Raw genomic sequence first — 21,226 nt, 5'->3', positions numbered from 1 at the left:
TCAGCGGCGCCCGGCCTCCGCGCACGGCCAGCTACCCTCGACCGCGTGAGCATTCGGGACCTGCACAAAACGGCCGGGATCACGTCGGACCGCACCATCTCAGAGGTTGCCCCGCCATCGCTTCGGACGTTCCTTCGCAACACGGCCAAAGAGCGGCACGGACTGAAGGGCGGCTACCGCTGGGTGTGTGATGCGTTGGGGGTGGAACCGCGTGACGACTGGACACCGTCGTACATCGAGGACTCCCTTCGAGAAGAAGTCCAGTCTGCAACCTGGGTGCAGGTGTTCGACCTGCTGGAGAAGCTGACGCCTTCCGGCCGTCACGACGCAGAACAGTACGGTCGGAGGCTTGAGGAACTGCTCAGCCGCGAACGCCTGGCGTACACATTCGTCGGTGGCGAGTTCGAGGCATACGACCCAGCACTTGCCGAGCTCGGCCTCGACCAGGTTGCATCGGAAACGCTTGGCGTCCTGAGCGGCGCCCTTGCGCCAGCGGGGGAACAGTACGGGCGGGCGCTGCAGGCCCTCCATGGGCTACCAGCTGACCGTCCCGGCGCGGTCCGGGAATCGGTGAACGCCCTCGAAGCCGCAATGAAGATCCTCGCTCAGACCCCGTCCGCGTCCTTTAGTGGTGCGCTGGATGAACTGTTCCGCGACCGGAACGCCCCGCACGAGAAGGCGCTACGAAGCGGCCTGAAGAGCCTCTACGGCTACGCGAGCACGCTGCCTGGAGCCAGACACGGCCAACATGAGAACGTGCGCATCAGCCATGCTGAAGCGGCACTCATCGTGAACCTCATGGGTAGCACGCTCGCCTTCGTCGTCAGCGAGTTCCAGCCGGCGCCTCCTCCGCCGCCAGCACAAAACACAACCTGGTCCTGGTGACCTGAAGTGGGGACGACCGTCTCACTCGTCCGACGGGTTGATCGAGCTTGCTCGAAGGAGCAGCGAGGGCGAGCGCTTCGCTTCTGCGGTGGCCTCGGGGCGGCATTCGATGACAGTGTGGAGCATCTGGTTGTGCTCCGGATCTTGCTCGCCGGGTAGCGGATGAGCAATGCTGTAATCTTCAGGGCACAAGTTTCTGATTGTGAGTCTTGAGAGAAAGACCCGAAGGGCGGGGAAGATGCCGAGGATCAGTTTCGCCGACATGGCTCGGCAATTCAGCGAAGATGACACCTTCGATTTCGAGAGAGACTCGCTGCTTGACATTGAGATCCATCCCACGGCCTCCCCGTTCAATTACTTCTATAACGCCGAGCGGAGAACTCTGATCAAGCAGTTTCTCCTAGCTGAATCTCCGCGCGTTCGCTTATACGTTACCGTGACGCTGATAACCAGCGGCGATCGCTTCACTCCACGATTTAGGTTTTGGAAGCGCGACACGCAAGCCGGCAAGATTCTTAGTGCGACTGAGACCGAGGCGGTTGCGCATATCATCAAAGCGTCGGTCGACACCACTGATGGCCACGAGAATCTCATGAAACTGATGAACTATCTGATCAGTTTGGAGGCCATCGATTCGGGCCCTGAAGTTGTGCGAGCTGCCTCTCAAACCGATGCGTCTATCCTTGAATCGCTACAATCCCGGGATAGGCCAGAGGTGTTGGCGCTTGTGGGGCAAGCGCTAGAGTCGGCGTTGTCAGATCGGGATATCGCCCTTATAACCGGTCGCAAGCTCGAAGTCGAGCGATTTGGGCGCCTGCTCGAGGATAAGGCGTACTTCGAAAGCGAGAGGGTTCGGCTGGGCAAGGCCCCTGAAGCGCTTTGGCAGGATTTCTTCGAGCGCGCAACGTGGATCTTCGGCTACGGTCTCAGTCTCATTTCCCACAACTCCATCGGGGACGGGGGTCTCGAAACGGTCACGACGGGGGCAAACCTTTTCAGTGGCGCAGGCAAGCGAGTCGACGCCCTGATGCGCTCCCGCGCGCTCGTAAGTACCCTCTTATTCTGCGAAATCAAGCGTCATGACACTGACCTCCTTGCAGCGAATCAGTATCGAAAGCCTGACGTTTGGGTGGCGGACAGGGAACTTGTCGGTGGCGTGGCGCAGCTGCAGAAGACCGTTCGGAAGGTCATTCGAAGCCTGAAAGATCAGATTGAAACCTTAACGTTACCCGATGGATCGCCGACGGGTCTGGATTTCTCAACGACCCACCCTCGCCAGGTGCTGATCATTGGTCATTTGAAACAATTTGTGACGGACCATGGCCCGAATGGCGAAAAGATGGAGTCTTTCGAGCTGTTCCGGCGAGCGCACAACGATGTCGAGATCGTGACCTTCGACGAGCTGTACGAGCGCGCTCGATTCATCGTCGAAGGGTAGGCGGAGCCGCTCCATATGCGCAGCTCGCGGAGCAGACTAGCCCGATCGAATGGATGGTGTCGACCTAACGGCGGCGGCAAAAGCTCGCTCGCAAGAAGATGGTCTGATAACGCGGGTAATGTAGGATCGCGTCAACTCGGACTACTCATCCTAGAATCGTATTGACGCTGATCAACTCGGCGACGTGCCGAACAGCCCGACTCGAAGGCCAGGGAGCTGCGTGGCGAAGCCGTGTACCGCTTCGTCGTGGCAGTTTCTTGTGGTGTCATGGTCGCGGGCGGTGGTTCGGGCGTCTATTGTCGGACAGGTTCTTCATTCGCCGCGTACGTGACGGACGTACCGTCGTCCAGTCGCAGGAGCAACATGCCAGCCGCACCCGCCTCGTCAGCACGACGCCTCGCGTCCGTGTTCAGCACGCGTGTGTTCCGGGCGCTCGCGGCGGAGCAACCTGAGGGCGTCGCGGCTCGGCTCGCCCCACTAGCAACCGTCGACGTGCCCGGCACTGCGACGCTGGGGGAGCGGTTCGAGGCGGCGCACCGTTCGCTGGTTGCGTCGTACCGATCCGAGTATGTGTTCAAGAACACGCTCGTGTCGAGGATCGTGTTTGGCAAGCACCGACCTGCCACTGCGGCAGCGATCATGGAGATGCCGATGGGTGACTCCGAAGCGGACCTCCTGGTCCTCAACGGCACGTCCACCGTGTACGAGATCAAGACGGACCTCGATCAATTCAGCCGCCTGAGCGGCCAGCTCCGCGACTACTGCACTCGCGCAGACCGGGTCTACGTGGTCACATCGGACGGAAGGGCCGCTACTGCGGAAGCTCTCGTCCCCAACCACGTGGGCATCCTCGCACTCAGGCGGTCCGGCGCATTGTCCACTGTCCGCCCCGCAACGTCGAACCTCGACCAGATCCGCCACGAGCACCTGTTCCGCATGCTCCGCAGAAATGAAGCGCAAGCAATCTTGCGCGACCATATTGGCTACACACCCGACGTCCCCACTGGGCAGCTGTCCGAACGTATGGGGGCACTCTTCGGTGAACTCGACGTCGCAGACGCGCACCGGCTCGTTGTCACGCAGCTTCGACAGCGGGGGCGAGCTGCAGCCAGTTTGACCAGAGCGGTCGGCTTCCCCAGGAGCCTTCGCGCCCTCGCCTACGGGACGGAACTCTCCGGAGTCGGCCGCGAGCGTCTTCTCCGGCGGTTGCATCAGCCGATGGCCCTCATGTTGGGGGCTTGAAGCCACTCAGCTCAAACGCGAGAGTTGCTCTGAACCGGATCGGAGCTTCTCCTTGTACGTCCCTTATCTCTACGGTCGGCAAGAGGAGGCTCTCGCCCTCGCCGAACTTGCACCTAGCCTCGCTGCTAGCGGGCACGTTGTCCCGCTCATCGAACCCGCCGCGACGACCGTGCAACTTCACAACAAGGTCAGCATCCTTCGTGCAGCAGGCGCGTCGGCGATGATCGTTGCCAACCCAACGAGAGGCAAGCTGACTACACCGACGGCCCAAGCGACAGCACTCGGTCACCTTGCAGCAGACCTCGCCGACGCTGCCCACATTCGCCCAGTTTTCCGCGAGTCGGACGGTCAAGGGATTGCGGAGCTGAAGGCCTTCCTCGTGAGGTATCCCGCACGCCCGGTCGCCGTGGTTCTGACGACCCAGCTGATCCGGCCCAGTGATCTCGCGGCCGCTTTGAAAGGCCGCGACTACCTCGTGTTGTTCGACATCGGTGTCAGCGCGATGTCCTACCTGCCGGACATCCCGGCGGGGCGGAGCATCGACATCGGCCACCGATTCCCTGGACGCGACCGCAACGTCGACTACACGAACCCCAACGACGAGTTCTTCAGCAATGACCTTCTGACGTGGAAGGCAGCGGGCCGCGCCGGCTTCTCCGACTTCACAGTCCTGCCCGCGACGTACACCACCGGTGGCGGGTCCGCTGTCGCGATCGCTGTGCACCTCACCTACATGACCGTCGATGGGCTCAGAGTCCGTCACTACGTCTCCGACGACAGTGTGCGAGGCGACTACCCTCCGAAGTGGCGGGCACTTCTAGGTGACCTGACCGCTGACACCGCCGCCGATCCCAATCTCTTCGAGGCGACCGATGGTCTCGGTTCGTTCCTCGCTCAAGCACGCAGTACCGACTACACGAGTCTCGGAGCAAGTAAGCGCCAGCAGATCGTGCACCACGTCCAAACCGTTGACCGGCGCATGGCGACCTGATCTGCTCAGCCGCTCCCGGCCGGAACTTCGTGCTCGGGGCGCGAGATGCGAAGAGTGCCGAACTCGTAGAGTCAAACGAAACCTCATCCGTCACCCGCACCGGCTAGGCGGAGATCTGGAACCGGACCGGGGATGTCGAGTTCTACGTGGACACGGTCCGCCCGGACTGAAGACGGGGCGCGCCTGCCTCCAGCAAGTAGCGCAGCTAGGCAGCTCACAAGTGCGCATCCCGCAGTCGAAGGGTGTTCCAGGTGCCCGCAGATCTCGTCTGTTCCCCGCCGCGCGTCCGGCGAAGGCTGCGGAGCGCGTGGACGCGGGCCGCGCAGGCCGGCCCCGGCACCCAGAGGAAGACCTCCTTGCCTCCGACCCCGTCGAGGCATCGCTCGCGACCCCAGCCCTGGCCGGGGAAAGTGCGCGGAGGGGAAAACCGAGGAACCCGCAAGGGAACACCAGATTTCCGAAGGCGGTGAAACGGCAGAAACACGCCCATCTTCAACGTACGCAATTGACCGCCACAAAAACCCCGTTCACGCGGGGTTTTTCTTACGTCGAGCAGTGCCTCTGGCGCACATCAGATGCACGCTCCTCAGCCGACGCTCCGTCCCGTGGCCGTCTGCTCCACGGCGGGCTCGTCGGCCAATCTCTGTGCGACGCACCGCCGGTGCAATCTCCGCCGCCAGAACTTCTTCAGGGTGAGGACGACCTCGTCGAGTCGGAGGCGCGAGCGCGCTTCGCGTGAGCTTCAGATTCGACTGGCTCCCCGCGCCGTTGGGCCCGCCGCGTCGCGATCGTCTCCAGCAGTCGTGACCAGGACCCGATCAGACCGGCCCACGAAGCGGATTCCGCCTCCCGATGTCGCGTCCACGGATCCAGCGACCGGCTTCCTTTCTCGGCCAACGCCACCATCGGAAGATCTCCCAACGCTCGTACGCGCCGTCCTGCTCTACCTGGGCGCGCGCGGCTCCCGCGAAGGAGCCGTAGCGGCGAGGCACGACCCACTCCACGCCGACCCACACCGACGGCAGGAGGTCTCGAGGAACGCGAAACTCGAGCGTCTCCGGGTCGGAGCGGACATCGAGCACCGGGGGCATCTCGGGGATGTCGATGTGGTCCATGCCCCACACGCGCCAGCGCGGCTCGTAGAGCACGTGCTCGCCCATCGGCCGAGCTGTCACAGCGACGTCGAGCCAGTCGTTCGATCGGTCCCGGATCCAGCCTCGGTCGCGCGTGACGCGGAACGACATGGCGCGAGGAGGCTCGCGATTTGCTCGGATCATGAAGTCCGCGACCGCGATCGAGATCGCGAGCGCGCCCAGGATGGATGTGACGCCCTGTACTCCGGCCCACCACGGAGCCTCCCACCAGTTCATGCCGCGACGCTACGACCAGAGACCGTTCGACTGTGGTCAGCCCCCGGCTGGTCGGTCGATGAACGTCGCCGCCTTCGTCAGGGTCGCGACGAAGTGCTCCTTCGCACCGGCCTGCGCGAACGACTGACCAGCCGGGTGGACCGTGCGCAGCACGCGGTAGCGATCGCCAAGCGTGAGGTCGAGATGCTCGTCCCAACCGGCCTGAGCCTTTTGACCAGACAGGATGACGCAGCGGAGGTCTGGCAGGAGCGCGAGGAGGCCACGCAGCTCGACGGCGCCTTGCGCGAGATCCACCGGGGTCGGCTTCACGGACGCGCGTCCGAGCACCCAAGGCACGATGTTCCAGGCGAGGACGCCGCGGTGCAGGCCGACTTCGTCGCGCGTACGCCAGACGTTCTGGGCGGTCGGATCGTTGTTGTCGACCGAGATGAAACCCGAGCCTCCCCATTCGGGGACGGTCTTCGGCCCCGGTGCCTCGAGCAGCAGCAGCACTTGCGAGCGGATTCCGGTCTCCGCCGGGTCGAAGTGTGGCAGGACGATCTCCGGTTGCTGTCTGCGCCGGCGGTCCTCGACGTCGCGGGCCCATGCCTCGAGAGGCAATGTGTCCTTGGCGGTCCTCAGCATGTCACCACGCTCGAGGATGCGAGCAGGGTCGCGGAACCCACGAGGCGTATCGAGGAACATGGGCCGAGCGTAGCGAGCCGCGGAAGGTGAGCATGGGGGGAGCAGAATCCGGTGGCCGCGGACGGCCACCCGCAGATCAGCTCGACGCACGAGAATGGCGACCGGATGTTCGGCATCACCGGGCTCTTCGAGGTGCTCGCCGGGCGCGGGGCGCTGAAGCTGTCGAGCCTCCGACAGTCGACGGTCAGCGAGCAGATCCGATCCGTTCGTGTCGGAGAGGATCGCAGACGGGGCCGGTCAGTCGCGATCGCGGCCGCGGCCGTCGGGCCTCAGGCCGGCCGGAACCGCCGCTCCACCGCTGCCGCGACCGCAGCCACGTCGACCTCCCCGTCGAGCGCAGCGAGCCGCTTCGCGATCTTCCCCGGCCAGCAGACCTCGACACCGCGGACGATGAACGACCCGCCGACGAGCGGCCAGTCCGCGCCGACGAAGCAAAGCGCGCCGTGCATGGGCACCGGGTCGACGAGCTCCCGGACGAGCGCCACCTGGCGGAGGACACCGTCCACCAGCTTCGTCCGGTCGCCACCGACGACGAGCTTCTCCACGCGCGGACGGAACAGTCCGCCCTCGACCACCAGCCGCGGTCGCTTGCCTCGGTAGTGCTTGGCGTCGACGACCCAGACACCGGCCCGGGTGACGACGATGTGGTCGATGTTCGCGCGGGAGCCGGGGATGCGCCGGTCGTGGAGCACCACGACGTGCTCGGACGCGATGGCGTCGAGTCTCCGTCCGACCTCAGCCTCACCGACGGCGCCCGACCTCCACGCCGCGGTGCTCTGCCGCTCGCTCGAGAGTGCGACGGCGATCGTGCCGATCCGCCCCACGCCCCACGTCGAGCGGATCGTCGCGTCGTCGCGCGCCCTGCGGCGGTCGTACTCGCGCTGCGCGGACGCGCCGGCGCCGGTCGTGTGGTCGGTCCCCATGGACCCATCCACGCAGACGACGAGCCCCGTCTGCGAGCCCCAGTGCGAGGCGCGCGAAGGACGAGACGCGACGGTCGGACCACCGGACAGGAGGCGCGGCACCGGACGCCAGCCGCGCCTCCAGTCCGACAAGCGGTCACGCTGGTCCGCGCGCGCCGCCGGGGCGCAGAGTGGAGCGATGCCGACATCCGCACCCGACCCCGCCCCAGCACCGCAGGCCGTGCGCCTCCTCGGCGCCCCCTGGGGCGACACGTCCCGCCGTGGGCGCCCCTACGCGAAGGACCCGTCCGTCATCCGGTTCGGCGGCCGGTACCTGCTGTACTGCTCCCTCCCGTCGGCGAGCGACGACGAGCCGGAGGGCTGGTCGGTCGGCATCGCCGAGAGCGACGACCTCGTCACGTGGCGTACCGTGGCCGTGCTGCCGTCGTTCGGGGAGTACGACCGCAGCGGTGCGGCAGCGCCCGGCGCCGTGGTGATCGACGGACGCGTCCACCTCTTCTTCCAGACCTACGGCCGCGGCCGCGAGGACTCGATCTGCCACGCGGTCAGCGACGACGGCCTGACCTTCACGCCGAACCCGGAGAACCCGGTGTTCCGCCCGACGGGGGAGTGGACCTGCGGTCGAGCGATCGACGCGGACCTGGTGGTCGCGGGGGACTGGCTGCTGCTCGGGTGGGTGACGCGTGACCCGACGATGACGACGCAGCTGCTCGGGACGGCACGAGCGCCGCTGGGGAGCGCGTACGGACGCGACGACTGGGAGCAGCTGTCCGTCGACGGGCCGGCGCTGGCCCCGGAGCTGCCCTGGGAGCAGGACTGCATCGAGGCGCCGGCGCTGCGGTGGGACGGCGAGACGTTCACGGTGTTCTACGCGGGCGCGTACAACAACCAGCCGCAGCAGATCGGGTGGGCGACGAGCCCGGACGGCCGGACGTGGACGCGCGGCTCCGACGAGCCGCTCGTGCCGGCGGGGCCGGAGGGGGCGTGGAACCGCTCCGAGTCCGGCCACCCGGGCTTCTTCCGCGACGAGGACGGGCGCGAGTACCTGTTCTTCCAGGGCAACCCGGACGACGGACACACGTGGTGCATCGCGGCGACGGAACTGACGTTCGTCGACGGTGTGCCCCGGGTGCCGTGGGAGTCTCCGAGCTGACGGACACGGCGGCGCCGGCGGCGCCGGCGCCCGCGCGCCCGCGCGCCCGCGCGCCTACAGCCCGACGCTGCCCTGGGAGATCCCGCCGTCGATCGTGACGGTGGTGCTCGTCATGTACGCGGCCTTGCCGGACGCCAGGAACACGACGACCTCGGCGATCTCGTGCGGCTTCGCCGGGCGGCCGAGCGGGATGGCGTCGTCGAGCTGCTTGAGCTTCTCCGGATCGGAGGTGGTCGCGGTGTTGATGGGGGTGTCGACGGCCCCGGGGGCGATGTTCACGATGCGGACGCCGTGCGGGCCGAGTTCGACCCCGCCGCTCCGCGCGAGCATCCGCATGCCGCCCTTGGACACGCAGTACGCCAGGTTGCCGGGCATCGGCCAGTCCTCGTGCACGCTCGAGATGTTCAGGACGAGTCCGCCGTGGCCCTGCGAGATGAACTGCTTCGCGGCGGCCTGGGTGCCGAAGAACGCGCTCTTCATGTTGACCGCCATCACTTTGTCGTAGCCCTCCTCGGTCTCCTCGAGCAGCGACTTCCGGTCCTCCATGCCGGCGTTATTCACCAGGACGTCGAGCGAGCCGAACGAGTCGACCGCCTTCTGCACCATCCGGTGCAGGTCGTCCGCCTTGGTGATGTCGGCGTCGACGCCGACCGCGTGGCCGCCGGCTTGCTCGATGCGGTCGATCAGCGACTCGGTCTCCTCGGGGTGAGCGACGTAGTCGATGACGATGTTCGCGCCCTCGGCGGCCGCGGCGAGGCAGATCTGTTCGCCGATCCCGCTGTTCCCGCCGGTGACGACGATGGTCTTGCCTTCGAGCAGCATGCTTCCTCCTGGTGGGTCCTGTGTCCGCCACGATCCTCCGGGGGACAGGGTCGCGTCCGCCCAGCTGGCTGAAGCAACGCGCAGGCATGGCAGGCTGGGGTGTCCCCGACGCCCCCAACCAGGAAGGCCCCGGATGCTCGAGCTCCCGGCCGTGTTCGAAGTCGGCTCCCTGATCGCCATCGTCGCGATCCTGCTGGCCGACCTCCTCGTCGTCGCGCGGCGTCCGCACGTGCCGACACTCAAGGAGTCCGGCCTGTGGGTGGGCCTCTACGTCGGCCTCGCGCTGCTGTTCGCCGTCGCGATGTTCGTCTTCGCAGGCGGGGAGCCGGCCGGGCAGTTCCTCGCGGGCTGGCTGACCGAGTACAGCCTGAGCATCGACAACCTCTTCGTGTTCGTGATCCTCATGGCGCGGTTCTCCGTGCCGAAGGCGATCCAGCAGGAGGTGCTCATGCTCGGCATCATCATCGCGCTGGTCCTGCGTGGCGTCTTCATCCTGCTCGGCGCCCGCCTGATCGAGGACTTCTCGTGGATCTTCTACCTCTTCGGGGCGTGGCTGGTGTGGACGGCGATCCAGCAGCTCCGTGGCGAGGACGACGACGATGACAAGGACAGCCTCATCGTGCGGCTGCTCCGGCGTCGGATCCGCATCACCGACACCTACGACGGCATGAAGTTCCGCATCGTGCAGGACGGCGCACGGCACTTCACGCCGCTGCTGGTGGTCCTCATCGCGATCGGGACGACCGACCTGCTGTTCGCGCTCGACTCGATCCCGGCGATCTTCGGCATCACCGAGAGCGCGTTCATCGTGTTCACCGCGAACGTCTTCGCCCTGATGGGCCTCCGGCAGCTGTACTTCCTGCTCGGCGGGTTGCTCGAGCGGTTGGTCTACCTCAAGTACGGGATCGCGGCGATCCTCGCCTTCATCGGCGTGAAGCTCGTGCTGCACGCACTGCACGGCAACGAACTGCCGTTCATCAACGGTGGGGAGCACGTCGAGTGGGCGCCGGAGATCGGCACCGGGGTCTCGTTGCTGGTCATCGTCGTGGCGATGGGTGTGGCGACCGGGGCGAGCCTGCTGCGGATGCGGCGCGAGGACGAGTCGCACGACGAGGTCTCCCGCGACGCCGGCACGGCGTAGCGGTCCTGCACCGCGCCCGTCGCGCGCGTCCGGCGGTGGACGCACCACGAGACGGACTGGAGGCGCGGGTCGGGCCCGCACCGTCCCTCCAGGCACGGCCGTCACCCCGCTGGCGCGGTGCGCCGCAACCGGCTGGTGGGGTCCGCTAGCGTCGACTCCGGACCCCGCCACCCCTCACGAACCGGATCGAGCAACGATGCCTGACGTCCACCGCCCCGCCGACGACCGCTACGAGCGACTCCCGTACCAGCGCGTCGGGAGGAGCGGCCTGCTCCTGCCCCGCATCTCCCTCGGGCTGTGGAACAACTTCGGCGCCGACCGAGCGCTCACGACGCAGCGCGACATCGTGCTGCACGCGTTCGACCGCGGGATCACCCACTTCGACCTCGCGAACAACTACGGCCCGCCGCCCGGAGCCGCCGAGGAGCAGTTCGGTCGCATCCTCGAGTCGGACCTCCGGCCGTTCCGCGACGAGATCGTGGTGTCGACGAAGGCCGGCTACGACATGTGGCCCGGTCCGTACGGCAACTGGGGCTCGCGCAAGTCCATGCTCGCCTCGCTCGACCAGTCGCTCGGACGCCTCGGGCTCGAGTACGTCGACGCCTTCTACTCGCACCGGCCGGACCCCGAGACCCCGATCGAGGAGACCGTCAGCGCCCTCGTGACCGCGGTCCGCTCGGGCAAGGCGCTCTACGCCGGCATCTCGAACTACGACCCGGCGCAGACGGCCGCCGCGGCCGAGGCGCTCGCCGCCGAGAACATCCACCTGCTCATCCACCAGCCGCGCTACAACATGTTCGACCGGGTCCCCGAGGACGGGCTCTTCGACGAGCTGCTCCGTCTGGAGACCGGCGCGATCGTGTTCTCGCCGCTGGCCGGTGGGCTGCTGACGGACCGCTACCTCGACGGCTCGGTGCCGGTCGGGTCGCGGGCGGCGGAGGGGCGCTGGTTCGGCGCGGACCGGATCGACGACGAGTACCTGACGACCGCGCGCGCCCTGAACGACATCGCCGTGTCCCGTGGGCAGACGCTCGCGCAGCTCGCCATCACGTGGGTACTCCGGCAGCCGGCGGTCACGTCCGCGCTCGTCGGGGCGTCGAGCGTCCGGCAGCTCGACGGGACGCTCGACGCCCTCGAGGGTGCGCCGCTGACCGGCGAGGAGCTCGCGGCCATCGACGCGCTGGTGCCGCGCGGCTGAGTCCGGGCGGCGCGCTGGCCGCGGGGCTGCGTCCGGGCGGCGCGCTGGCCGCGGGGCTGCGTCCGGGCCAGGATGGTCCCATGACGGACCACGCCGAGATGATCCACCCCGACGTCGCACCGAGCGGACCCGGATGCGTCGAGTGCGACGCCACCGGGTCCTGGTGGGTGCACCTGCGCCGGTGCGCCGCGTGCGGCCACGTCGGCTGCTGCGACGACTCGCTGGACACCCACGCCACCCGGCACTGGGAGGAGACCGGGCACGCGGTCATCCAGAGCTACGAGCCCGGCGAGACGTGGTCGTACGACTACCGCGACCACTCGACGTTCGAGGGCGTGGAGCTCGCGGCGCCGACGAGTCACCCCGTGGAACAGGCAGTCCCCGGGCCGGCGGATCGCCTGCCCGGGGACTGGTTGGAACTGCTCGGCGGGTCCCGCTGACCCGCCGGGTCCGATCAGGACGCGCTAGCTCGCGCTGACGGCCTCGTCGCGGCGCGGGAGCGTCCAGCCCGGGCGCACGAAGTGGCACGTGTAACCGTGCGGGTGCTTCTCGAGGTAGTCCTGGTGCTCCTCCTCGGCCTCCCAGAAGTCGCCAGCGGGCTCGACCTCGGTGACGACCTTGCCCGGCCAGATGCCGGACGCGTCGACGTCGGCGATCGTGTCGAGGGCGACCTCGCGCTGCTCGTCGTTCGTGTAGAACACCGCGGAGCGGTAGCTGCGGCCGACGTCGTTGCCCTGGCGGTCCTTCGTCGACGGGTCGTGGATCTGGAAGAAGAACTCGAGCAGGTCGCGGTAGGAGATCTGCGACGGGTCGAAGACGATCTCGACCGACTCGGCGTGGTCGCCGTGGTTCCGGTAGGTGGCGTTCGGGGTGTCGCCGCCGGAGTACCCGACGCGCGTGCTGATCACACCGGGACGGCGACGGAGGAGCTGCTGCGCTCCCCAGAAACACCCGCCGGCGAGGATGGCGGTTTCGGTGGTGGTCATGGTGGCCTCCTGAGGTCGTCGTTGCCGCTGGCTGCGGCATCACCCGATGCAACCGACAAGACCCGCCGACTGTTCCCGTGCTCAGTCCATCGTGCCCCTGGTGGCGCGGCGGCGGAGGGCGGCCGTCCAGCCGAGCGAGGTGACCCCCGCTCCGACCAGGGCCTTCGCGAGACCGCCGACGACGAAGGGGTACAGCCCGTACTCGAGCGTGTGCTGCAGGTCGAGCCCGAGCGACACGGCGAGCCAGGCCATCCCTGCCGCGAACGTGACGACCGTGCCGAGCACGAAGGAGAGCAACGCCGCGGTGAACCGGCGGTCGCCGAACCGCTCCGCGACCCACCCGACGAGGGCCGCGGCGGCGACGAACCCGACGACGTAGCCGCCCGTCGGGCCGACCAGGACGCTGGCTCCGCCGGTCCCGTCGGCGAAGACCGGAAGCCCCACGACGCCGAGCAGCGCGTAGACGAGCATCGACAGGGCTCCGCGGCGAGCACCGAGCGCGCTGCCGACGAGCAGGACGGCCAGCGTCTGTCCCGTGATCGGCACCGGCCAGAGCGGTACGGACACCTGGGCGGCACCGGCGGTCAGCAGTGCGCCGCCGACGACGAGGGCGGTGCTGACCAGGGCGGTGCGGGGGAGCACGACGTCGGCGAGCGGGCGGAGGGCGGTGGTCGGCACGGGCGCGTGGGCGTGGTCGGTCATGGGGTGTCCTGTCGTGTCGTGGTGGGTCGCGTCAGACGGCCGCTGCGGCGAGCAGGGCGTCGGCTTCGCGTCGGGCGGCGGCGACGGCGTCGGGGCCGAGCCCGCACGCGCGGAGGCAGGTGCCGGTGATCGCCTCGCGGTCGTGGTCGTCCACCTCGCCGGTGCGGCGCAGCTGGATGACGGTCTCGGCGAGCTGGATGAGGATGCCGCCCAGGAGTTCGGGCGCGACCGTGCCCCGGACATCCTCGGTCGCGGCCAGGGCCCCGAGTCGGCCGTAGGTGTCCTGCAACTCCTGCCGGTCGGTCCGGAAGCCCTCGTACCGCTCGCCCTGTACCTCCGGCAGGAGGTAGAGCGTGCCGATGTTGTGCGGCGTCCGCGCGAGGGTGTCGATGTCGATGAGGACCAGGGCCGCGAGTGCGCCCGCGGCGGAGACGGATCCGGGGACGCGTTCCTCGAGGCCGCGCACCACGTCGAGACTCGGGCGGACCGAGGTCGTGAGCAGCTCCACGAGCACCTCGTCCTTGCCGGCGAAGTGGTAGTACAGCGAGGCCTGCCGGATGCCGACCCGTTCGGCGATCGCCCGGGTCGAGGTGGCGCTGAAGCCGTTCTCGACGAACAGGGCCGCCGCGGCGTCGAGGATCTGGTCGCGGGGGCTCAGCCCGGACGCGGTGTCCGGGACGACCCGCGGTCTGCCGAGTCGGGCGGGCCGGTCGTCGGAGGACATGGCCCCATCCTCGCAGCCGGCCGTCACACGCGCTCCCGGGCCGCGTGCTCCCGGTACGTCCGCCAGCCGCCGTGGTGCGTGATGTCCTCGGCGCCATCGACGGCGACGGCCTCGACCGTGAACCCGGTGACGTCCGTGCCGTCGTCGAGCGTCACGGTGCCGATCGCCATCGGTGCGGGCAGCGCGGCGACGAAGGTCCCGAAGCCCGCCGCCGGGAGCCGCCAGACCTCGCCGGCGATCCCGGCGCCGTCCGGCGCCGCCGCTCCGGCGGAGGGGGCGACCGAGCGCGTCCGGACCAGTCCGGGCTTGGGCGGCACGGTGTCGAGGGCGTACAGCCGGTAGTCGGAGGCGGTGCGCGCCTCCCGGACGAACGTCCCGCCCGCGGCGACGAGCTGCCCGTTCAGCGGCTGGTCCCGCAGGTGTGCGCCGACGACCACGAGGTCAACCGTCGGTGCGGCGAAGGCCGCAGCGAGTGCCGCGAGGCGGCGGTCGGTGAACGCGGGGCCGGTCAGCATGACGCCGAACGGCAGCCCGTCCACGAAGCCGGCAGGGACCGCGAGCGACGCCATGTCGAGCAGGTTCGCGAAGTTCGTGTACCGCCCCATCCGGCTGTTCGCGCCGACCGGGTCCGCGGCGACCTCGGCGAGGGTCGGGTGCCAGGTCGTGGTGGGGGTGAGCAGCGCGGTGGTGCCGTCGAGGGCGGCTCGACCGGCGGCGCCGAACGCGTCGAGTCGCTCCTGGTCGGCGAAGAGTTCCGCGGCGGTGGGGGTCGCGCCGCCGAGCACGATCCCGGCGACCGTCGGGTCGAGGTCGTCGCCGATCCGGTCGCGGTTCGCCTCGATGTGGGCGCCGACCGCTGCGTACCGCTCGGCCACGAACGCGCCCTCGTAGAGCAGCGCAGCGGCGTCGAGCAGCGGTGCGATGTCGACCTCGACGACCTCGTGCCCGAGGGAACGGAACCGGTCGACGGCCCGGCCGAACGCATCCGCCCAGCCGGGTGCGAGCCCCTCGAGCTGCGACGGCAGCGGGACGGCGATCCGCGGGACGGCGGGGAGGACGACGAGCGACCCGTCCACGAGCGCTGCGTCCGGTCGGGCGAGCGGGTCGATGCCGTCCGGGCCGGCCATGAGCTCGGTGGCGGTCCGGGCGGTGTCGAGCGACCGGGCGAAGACGGTGACGCAGTCCTGCGACCGGCAGGCCGGGACGACGCCGGTGTTCGGGACGAGACCCTTCGTGGGCTTCACGCCGACGAGGTGGTTCAGGGCTGCCGGCACCCGGCCGGAGCCCGCGGTGTCGGTACCGAGCGCGAAGTCGACGATGCCGAGGGCGACGGCGGTCGCGCTGCCGCTCGAGGAGCCTCCGGAGATCCGGGTGGGGTCCCAGGCGTTCCGGACGGCACCGAAGGGTGACCGGGTGCCGACCAGCCCGGTGGCGAACTGGTCGAGGTTCGTCTTGCCGACGACGACAGCGCCCGCGGCCCGGAGACGAGCGACCGCGGTGGCGTCGGCCGTCGGCGTGTACGCGTAGGAGCGGGACGCGGCCGTGGTCGGGAGTCCGGCGACGTCGATGTTGTCCTTGACGGCGACGAGCATCCCGGCGAGCGGCAGGGCCGGGTCGACGGCCTGGGCTTCGGCCACGACGGCGGCTCGGTCGCGCAGGGTGATCCAGACCTCGGGACGGTCGACGGCGTCGATCCGGTCGAAGGCTGCGTGCACACGGTCCGCCGCGGTGCTGCCCCCGCTCACGCCGGTGCTCCGATCGCTGCCAGGACCTGCCCCGGGGCGACCTGGTCGCCCGGCTTGATGTAGACCTCCAACACGTGTCCTTCCACGGGTGCGTGCACCATCGACTCCATCTTCATCGCCTCCACGGCCAGCAGCCGCTGACCCTCGTCCACACGGTCGCCCGGTCGGACGTCCACCTGCCACACGGTCGAGGTGAACGGTGCGGTCACCGCCGTGGCACCGGCGGGCAGGACCACCTCGTCCGGCAGCACCACGGCCGGTTCGTCGCGGACGTCGAACTCACCCGAGGCCCGCCACCGTTCCTTCTCCTCGTCGAACGCCCGGGCCTGCTGCGCGCGGAAGTCCGCGATCGAGGTGGCGTTCTCGCCGAGGAACCGCTTGTACGAGGCGATCGAGAACTCGCCGTCCACGGTCTCGAAGTCCCCGCGGCCGGCGTCGGTCTCGGCGCGCAGCTCGAGCAGCTCCTCCGCCCCGACCGGGTACCACTCGATGCGGTCGAAGAAGCGCAGCGCCCACGGGTCCTCCTGGAACAGGCCGCCGCGGCGGAACCGGTTCCAGATCTGCACGGTGCGGCCGACGAACTGGTAGCCGCCGGGCCCCTCCATGCCGTAGATGCAGAGGTACGCGCCGCCGATGCCGACGGAGTTCTCCGCCGTCCAGGTGCGGGCGGGGTTGTACTTCGTCGTGACGAGCCGGTGCCGGGGGTCGAGCGGGGTGGCGACCGGCGCACCGAGGTACACGTCGCCCAGCCCGAGCACGAGGTAGCTCGCGTCGAAGACCGTGCGGAACACGTCGTCCACGCTGTCGAGCCCGTTGATCCGCCGGATGAACTCGATGTTCCACGGCGTCCACGGGGCGTCGTTCCGCACGCCGGCCATGTACCGCTCGATCGCGAGCCGGGTGGCCGGGTCGTCCCACGACAGCGGCAGCTTGACGGTGCGCGACGGCACGACGAGCTGGTCCGTCGGCGGGATCTCGTCCTCGAGCTCGCGCAGGAGGCCCGCCATCGTGCTCGCCTTCAGCACGCTCGCGTCGGTGTGCACCTGCAGCGAGCGGATACCGGGGGTGATGTCGAGGATGCCGCGTGGCGCCTCCTCCTGCAGCTTCGTCATGAGGGCGTGCACGCGCATCCGCAGCGCGATGTCGAGGGTCATGTCGCCGTACTCGACGAGGACGTTGTCGTCGCCGTCGCGTCGGTACGCGACACCCGGTCGGGCGTCGGTCGCGTCCAGGTGCGCGATCACCCCGTCGTCGCCGTCGCCGCCGGTGCGGGGGACGGTCCGGGAGGCGCGGTTCGCCTCGAGCGCGGCGGCGTCGGCTTCGCGGACGGGCACGAACCGGACCGTGTCGCCCGGTCGGAGCTGGCCCAGCTTCCACAGGTCGCCGCTGGCGACCACCGCGGGGCAGACGAAGCCGCCGAGGGAGGGGCCGTCCGGTCCGAGGATGATCGGGGTGTCGCCGGTGAAGTCGATCGCCCCGACCGCGTACGGGGTGTCGTGGATGTTCGACGGGTGCAGGCCCGCCTCGCCGCCGTCGGTCCGTGCCCAGCCCGGTCGGGGGCCGATGAGCCGGACGCCGGTGCGTGCGGAGTTGTGGTGCACGGCGTAGTCGGTGGCGTAGAAGACGTCGAGGTCGGCGCGCGTGAAGAAGTCCGGCGCCGCGTGCGGTCCCTCGGTGACGGCGATCTCCCACGCGTCGGTGAGCGCGGTGCGTCGCTCGGCCGGGGTCGGGCCGCCGACCAGACCGAGCCGGGTGCCGACGGGGAAGGCCGGGTGCGGCGCGTCCGAGTCCGGGGACCCGGGACGGAGCACGTCCCCGGCGAGCAGGGCCCGACCGGCGTGGCCGCCGAACCCGCCGAGCGTGAACGTCGCGGCGGAACCGAGGTAGGTCGGGACGTCGAAGCCGCCGCGGACGGCCAGGTAGCTCCGGAGCCCTGGGCCGGGAGCAGCACCGATCGCGAGGGTCTGTCCGGCACCGATCTCGACGGGCTCCCAGAGCGGCACCGGCTCCCCGTCCAGGGCCACCGGCACCGGGGCGCCCGTGAGGGCCACGACGGCCGCGGTGGAGAACCGCAGCGTCGGACCGGTCGCGGTGATCTCCAGGGCGGGGGCGCCGTCCGGGTTGCCCACCGCACGGTTGGCCTCGGCGAAGGAGACACCGTCGAACGGACCACTCGGCGGCACACCGACCTGCCAGTACCCGACCCGACCGGGCAGGTCCTGGATCATCGTCATCGTGCCGGGCACGACGACGTCGATCCGCGGGTCCGGGTCGTCGGTCTCGTCGAGCGTCGACGTGGAGTGCGTGGCGGTGCGGAGCTCGAGGTCGTCGGTCAGGGAACGGAGCAGCCCGGCGTTCGTGACGATGCCGTCGACACGGGCGTCGGCGAGGGCGTCCCGGAGCAGGTCGAGGGCGTCGTCACGGGTCTCCCCGGTGGCTATGACCTTCGCGAGCATCGGGTCGTAGAACGCGGAGACCTCGGAGCCGGTCTCGACCCAGCCGTCGACGCGGACGCCGTCGCGCTCGGGGAACACCGCCTGGGTGACGAGGCCGCTCGACGGGAGCGATCCCTTGGCCGGGTCCTCGGCGTAGACGCGGGCCTCGACGGCGTGGCTGTTCGGGGTCCACGCGCGGGTGAACACCTCGGGGTCGATGCCGGCAGCGCCGTCGCGGGCCAGGCGGAGCATGAGCTCGACGAGGTCGACGCCGAAGACCTCCTCGGTTACCGGGTGCTCCACCTGGAGCCGGGTGTTCACCTCGAGGAACGATGCCTCCTCGCGGACCGGGTCGTAGACGAACTCGACCGTGCCGGCGCTGCGGTACCCGACGCTCTCGGCGAGCCGACGGGCGGACGCGTGCAGCGCCTCCCGGACCTGCTGGGGGAGCGCCGGGGCCGGAGCCTCCTCGATGACCTTCTGGTTGCGGCGCTGGAGCGAGCAGTCGCGATCGCCGATCACGGCGACGCGGCCCTCGCCGTCGCCGAAGAGCTGGACCTCGACGTGCCGCGCCGGCCGGACCAGCCGCTCGAGGAAGATGCCGGCGGACCCGAACGCGGCGGAAGCGGTGCGCTCGACGCTCGCGTACGCCCGTCGGACCTCGTCGAGGGTCGCGCACGCCTGCATGCCGATCCCGCCACCACCGCCGGTGGCCTTGAGCATGACCGGCAGGCCGATGCGATCCGCCTCGGCGACGGCCTCGTCGACGTCGGCGAGGAGACCGGTGCCCGCGAGCATCGGCACGCCGGCGGCAGCGGCGAGCTCGCGCGCCGTGTGCTTCGCGCCGAACTGCACGATCTGCTCGGCCGTCGGGCCGACGAAGCGGATCCCGGCGGCCTCGCACGTCGCGGCGAACGCGGTGTTCTCGGACAGGAACCCGTACCCGGGGTGCACGAGGCCGGCGCCGGAGTCGATCGCCGCGCGCACCACGGCGTCGATGTCGAGGTAGGACTCGCGGGCCGGTGCCGGGCCGAGCCGGACGGCGACGTCGGCCTCGCGGACGTGCGGGGCGGCGCGGTCGGCGTCCGAGTACACGGCGACGGTGCGCATCCCGAGCGCCTTCGCGGAGCGGATCACGCGGCGGGCGATCTCACCGCGGTTGGCGACGAGGACGGTGTCGGTGGAGAGCGCGGCGTTCACGGCTGGACCACGATCATCCGGAGAGGCGTGCAGGAGAAGTCGTTGCAGGGGTTGTTCATCTGCGGGCAGTTGGAGACGATCACGAGGACGTCCCGCTCGGCCCGGATCGCGACGCGCTTGCCGGGGGCGCTCATGCCGTCGACGATGCCGAGCGCGCCGTCCTCCTCGACGGGGACGTTCATGAACCAGTTGAGGTTCGACACGATGTCCCGAGCCCCCAGTCCGTGTCGGCCGGCCTCGGCGAGGAAGTTCTCGCGGCAGCCGTGCTGGTACTGCGTGTGGTGGCCGTAACGGAGCGTGTTGGACTCCTTCGAGCACGCGCCGCCGATGGTGTCCTGCCGGTCGATCTCGTTCGCGACGACCGTCATCAGGGGACGACCCTCGTTCGACATGAGCACGGTGCCGGTCCGGACGTAGGCGTTGCCCTGTGCCGCCAGGGTGTCCGGCACGCTGTAGCGCTCGTCGGGGTCGGACGCGTCGTACACCAGGCAGTCGGCGCTCTGGTTGCCGCCGACGTCGACGATCGTGAGCACCTCGCCGGCGCGCACGACGGTGGACCACGGCGCGAGCGGCGCGACACGGTCGTCGCGGACGACGGTCCCGGGGACGAGGGACTCGCTCCAGTCGAGCGGGACGTCTGGGTCGTGGACGGCGCCCACCGGCACGGTCGTGGTCAGGGTTCCGGTCATCACAGGCCTCGCGCTTCCGCGTAGTCGATCGAGTTCAGGTGCGCCCGGTACAGCTCCGGGGTCGCGGTCGCCCGCGGGTCGGTGTGGGCGGTCGGCGTGCCGCGCCAGGCGTGCACGCGCAGGGGGCCGACCGTGTACTCGGGGCGGGGGTCGACCGGGTGGGCGACGTTCGCCACGAGGACGAGGAGGGGCAGCTCGGCGACCAGCGTGACGTGGTGACCGGGCCCCGCACTGCCCGTCGGCGTCAGCGAGCCGTCGGCCTCGACGTGGACGCCCTGGAAGAACGAGATGCTCGGGGGCAGGTCCCGCTTCGACAGCCCGTGCTTCGCCGCAGCCTTCGCGAGGAGCGACCGCCCGCTCGGCGTCGGTCCCTCGGGTGCCGCTCCGCCGTACTTGCGCTCGTTCCACGCGTCGGTGGAGGTGCCGCAGAAGGCGTCGTGGTGGCCGGAGGTGTCCTCGACCACGGTCGCCAGTGCCCGGCCGTCGCCGCTGAGCAGGGGCGAGCCCTGGCCGAGGTACGCCTGCCACGGGATCTTCTGGGTGTCGGCCACGTTCAGGCGCTCCCACGGCTCCAGGGCGTTGAACACCAGCAGGTTCGCGCACGCGTCGCCGGTCGGGTCGTCGAACCGGAGCCGGGACCCGCGGGCGAGCACCTTGTGGGTGTACCCGCCCGGGGCGACCGTCTCGGCCCAGACGAGGTCGGCCGGGTCCACGCCCTCTGGTGCGAACGGGGACGACGAGGCGGGGAGGTACGGCATCCAGTGGGACGTCGTGCCGCCCTGGGCGCGGGCGTCCGAGCGTGAGGCGGTCACGCTGTCGGTCTGGTGCAGGTCACGCACGGTGGTTCCTTTCGGTGGTGCGGGCGGTGCGGGTGCTGGTGTGCGGGAGCGGGCCGGTC

19 protein-coding genes are annotated in these 21,226 nt (G+C 69.7%); 8 read left to right on the top strand and 11 right to left on the bottom strand.

All coding sequences use genetic code 11. From position 1 onward, the window contains the following. Window positions 1–45: 45 nt before the first annotated feature. The 4 genes from ACEN8D_RS10580 (at window position 46) to ACEN8D_RS10565 (ending at window position 4,556) form a co-directional block, all read left to right on the top strand. Window positions 46–885, top strand: coding sequence for a hypothetical protein (locus ACEN8D_RS10580; protein WP_413398351.1), 840 nt, complete (start codon window positions 46–48; stop codon window positions 883–885). 262 nt (window positions 886–1,147) lie between these two features. Continuing rightward, on the top strand, window positions 1,148–2,323 hold the full coding sequence (locus ACEN8D_RS10575) for a Shedu immune nuclease family protein (RefSeq protein WP_413398353.1): 1,176 nt from the start codon (window positions 1,148–1,150) through the stop codon (window positions 2,321–2,323). Window positions 2,324–2,686: 363 nt separating this feature from the next. Next, on the top strand, window positions 2,687–3,565 hold the full coding sequence (locus ACEN8D_RS10570) for a sce7726 family protein (RefSeq protein ID WP_413461417.1): 879 nt from the start codon (window positions 2,687–2,689) through the stop codon (window positions 3,563–3,565). Between the two features lie 52 nt (window positions 3,566–3,617). Further along, the gene (locus ACEN8D_RS10565; RefSeq protein WP_413398355.1) at window positions 3,618–4,556 is read left to right on the top strand and encodes a sce7725 family protein; all 939 of its coding nucleotides are present in this window, start codon (window positions 3,618–3,620) and stop codon (window positions 4,554–4,556) included. Between the two features lie 818 nt (window positions 4,557–5,374). Here the strand turns inward: ACEN8D_RS10565 and ACEN8D_RS10560 are convergent. The 3 genes from ACEN8D_RS10560 to ACEN8D_RS10550 form a co-directional block, all read right to left on the bottom strand. Then, complete coding sequence (locus ACEN8D_RS10560; RefSeq protein ID WP_413398356.1) at window positions 5,375–5,926, bottom strand: hypothetical protein; 552 nt, start codon at window positions 5,924–5,926, stop codon at window positions 5,375–5,377. 36 nt (window positions 5,927–5,962) lie between these two features. Next, complete coding sequence (locus ACEN8D_RS10555; RefSeq protein ID WP_413398357.1) at window positions 5,963–6,610, bottom strand: uracil-DNA glycosylase; 648 nt, start codon at window positions 6,608–6,610, stop codon at window positions 5,963–5,965. Window positions 6,611–6,879: 269 nt separating this feature from the next. Next, window positions 6,880–7,533 (bottom strand): nuclease-related domain-containing protein, encoded by a 654-nt coding sequence (locus ACEN8D_RS10550; protein WP_413398358.1) that lies wholly within the window; start codon window positions 7,531–7,533, stop codon window positions 6,880–6,882. 178 nt (window positions 7,534–7,711) lie between these two features. On the opposite strand from ACEN8D_RS10550, the gene ACEN8D_RS10545 reads away from it, so the two are divergent. Then, a complete protein-coding gene (locus tag ACEN8D_RS10545) occupies window positions 7,712–8,686 on the top strand; it encodes a family 43 glycosylhydrolase (protein ID WP_413398359.1) in 975 nt (324 codons plus the stop codon). 54 nt (window positions 8,687–8,740) lie between these two features. Here ACEN8D_RS10545 and ACEN8D_RS10540 read toward each other — a convergent pair whose 3' ends face one another. Then, the gene (locus ACEN8D_RS10540) at window positions 8,741–9,508 is read right to left on the bottom strand and encodes an SDR family NAD(P)-dependent oxidoreductase (RefSeq protein ID WP_413399394.1); all 768 of its coding nucleotides are present in this window, start codon (window positions 9,506–9,508) and stop codon (window positions 8,741–8,743) included. Between the two features lie 133 nt (window positions 9,509–9,641). Here ACEN8D_RS10540 and ACEN8D_RS10535 point away from each other — a divergent pair, with 133 nt between their 5' ends. The 3 genes from ACEN8D_RS10535 (at window position 9,642) to ACEN8D_RS10525 (ending at window position 12,287) form a co-directional block, all read left to right on the top strand. Continuing rightward, entirely contained in the window at window positions 9,642–10,649 is a 1,008-nt protein-coding gene (locus ACEN8D_RS10535) for a TerC/Alx family metal homeostasis membrane protein (RefSeq protein ID WP_071296470.1), read from the top strand. A gap of 196 nt (window positions 10,650–10,845) precedes the next feature. Next, window positions 10,846–11,847 (top strand): aldo/keto reductase, encoded by a 1,002-nt coding sequence (locus ACEN8D_RS10530; protein WP_495601003.1) that lies wholly within the window; start codon window positions 10,846–10,848, stop codon window positions 11,845–11,847. Window positions 11,848–11,927: 80 nt separating this feature from the next. Further along, window positions 11,928–12,287, top strand: a complete 360-nt coding sequence (locus ACEN8D_RS10525) for a UBP-type zinc finger domain-containing protein (protein ID WP_071303276.1) — start codon at window positions 11,928–11,930, stop codon at window positions 12,285–12,287. A gap of 24 nt (window positions 12,288–12,311) precedes the next feature. Here ACEN8D_RS10525 and msrA read toward each other — a convergent pair whose 3' ends face one another. From msrA to ACEN8D_RS10490, 7 genes are all read right to left on the bottom strand, one after another. Then, on the bottom strand, window positions 12,312–12,833 hold the full coding sequence (gene msrA / locus ACEN8D_RS10520) for a peptide-methionine (S)-S-oxide reductase MsrA (protein WP_092387936.1): 522 nt from the start codon (window positions 12,831–12,833) through the stop codon (window positions 12,312–12,314). 81 nt (window positions 12,834–12,914) lie between these two features. Then, a complete protein-coding gene (locus tag ACEN8D_RS10515; protein ID WP_413400257.1) occupies window positions 12,915–13,535 on the bottom strand; it encodes a biotin transporter BioY in 621 nt (206 codons plus the stop codon). Between the two features lie 31 nt (window positions 13,536–13,566). After that, window positions 13,567–14,259, bottom strand: a complete 693-nt coding sequence (locus ACEN8D_RS10510; protein ID WP_413400259.1) for a TetR/AcrR family transcriptional regulator — start codon at window positions 14,257–14,259, stop codon at window positions 13,567–13,569. Between the two features lie 23 nt (window positions 14,260–14,282). Further along, window positions 14,283–16,004 carry an allophanate hydrolase gene (gene atzF / locus ACEN8D_RS10505; RefSeq protein ID WP_413461492.1) on the bottom strand — a complete coding sequence of 574 codons (1,722 nt, stop codon included), beginning with the start codon at window positions 16,002–16,004 and terminating at the stop codon, window positions 14,283–14,285. Beyond that, a complete protein-coding gene (uca, locus tag ACEN8D_RS10500; protein WP_413398775.1) occupies window positions 16,001–19,639 on the bottom strand; it encodes an urea carboxylase in 3,639 nt (1,212 codons plus the stop codon). Before uca ends, atzF begins: the two co-directional genes overlap by 4 nt. Beyond that, on the bottom strand, window positions 19,636–20,328 hold the full coding sequence (locus ACEN8D_RS10495) for an urea amidolyase associated protein UAAP2 (protein ID WP_413398774.1): 693 nt from the start codon (window positions 20,326–20,328) through the stop codon (window positions 19,636–19,638). Before ACEN8D_RS10495 ends, uca begins: the two co-directional genes overlap by 4 nt. Continuing rightward, window positions 20,328–21,167, bottom strand: coding sequence for an urea amidolyase associated protein UAAP1 (locus tag ACEN8D_RS10490; RefSeq protein WP_413398773.1), 840 nt, complete (start codon window positions 21,165–21,167; stop codon window positions 20,328–20,330). Before ACEN8D_RS10490 ends, ACEN8D_RS10495 begins: the two co-directional genes overlap by 1 nt. Between the last annotated feature and the right edge of the window lie 59 nt (window positions 21,168–21,226).

The sequence above is a fragment of the Curtobacterium sp. Curtsp22 genome, assembly GCF_059492135.1.
The sequence above is the reverse complement of the archived record's forward strand: the minus strand, read 5'-3'. Positions and strand labels throughout refer to the sequence as shown.

What these genes read in the sequence shown, in the direction of transcription:
- ACEN8D_RS10515 (WP_413400257.1), bottom strand. Translation starts at nt 13,535, where the DNA reads ATGACCGACCACGCCCACGCGCCCGTGCCGACCACCGCCCTCCGCCCG.
- ACEN8D_RS10525 (WP_071303276.1), top strand. Translation starts at nt 11,928, where the DNA reads ATGACGGACCACGCCGAGATGATCCACCCCGACGTCGCACCGAGCGGA.
- ACEN8D_RS10495 (WP_413398774.1), bottom strand. Translation starts at nt 20,328, where the DNA reads ATGACCGGAACCCTGACCACGACCGTGCCGGTGGGCGCCGTCCACGAC.
- ACEN8D_RS10510 (WP_413400259.1), bottom strand. Translation starts at nt 14,259, where the DNA reads ATGTCCTCCGACGACCGGCCCGCCCGACTCGGCAGACCGCGGGTCGTC.
- ACEN8D_RS10530 (WP_495601003.1), top strand. Translation starts at nt 10,846, where the DNA reads ATGCCTGACGTCCACCGCCCCGCCGACGACCGCTACGAGCGACTCCCG.
- ACEN8D_RS10555 (WP_413398357.1), bottom strand. Translation starts at nt 6,610, where the DNA reads ATGTTCCTCGATACGCCTCGTGGGTTCCGCGACCCTGCTCGCATCCTC.
- ACEN8D_RS10540 (WP_413399394.1), bottom strand. Translation starts at nt 9,508, where the DNA reads ATGCTGCTCGAAGGCAAGACCATCGTCGTCACCGGCGGGAACAGCGGG.
- msrA (WP_092387936.1), bottom strand. Translation starts at nt 12,833, where the DNA reads ATGACCACCACCGAAACCGCCATCCTCGCCGGCGGGTGTTTCTGGGGA.
- ACEN8D_RS10575 (WP_413398353.1), top strand. Translation starts at nt 1,148, where the DNA reads ATGGCTCGGCAATTCAGCGAAGATGACACCTTCGATTTCGAGAGAGAC.
- ACEN8D_RS10535 (WP_071296470.1), top strand. Translation starts at nt 9,642, where the DNA reads ATGCTCGAGCTCCCGGCCGTGTTCGAAGTCGGCTCCCTGATCGCCATC.
- ACEN8D_RS10560 (WP_413398356.1), bottom strand. Translation starts at nt 5,926, where the DNA reads ATGAACTGGTGGGAGGCTCCGTGGTGGGCCGGAGTACAGGGCGTCACA.
- ACEN8D_RS10550 (WP_413398358.1), bottom strand. Translation starts at nt 7,533, where the DNA reads ATGGGGACCGACCACACGACCGGCGCCGGCGCGTCCGCGCAGCGCGAG.
- ACEN8D_RS10545 (WP_413398359.1), top strand. Translation starts at nt 7,712, where the DNA reads ATGCCGACATCCGCACCCGACCCCGCCCCAGCACCGCAGGCCGTGCGC.
- ACEN8D_RS10570 (WP_413461417.1), top strand. Translation starts at nt 2,687, where the DNA reads ATGCCAGCCGCACCCGCCTCGTCAGCACGACGCCTCGCGTCCGTGTTC.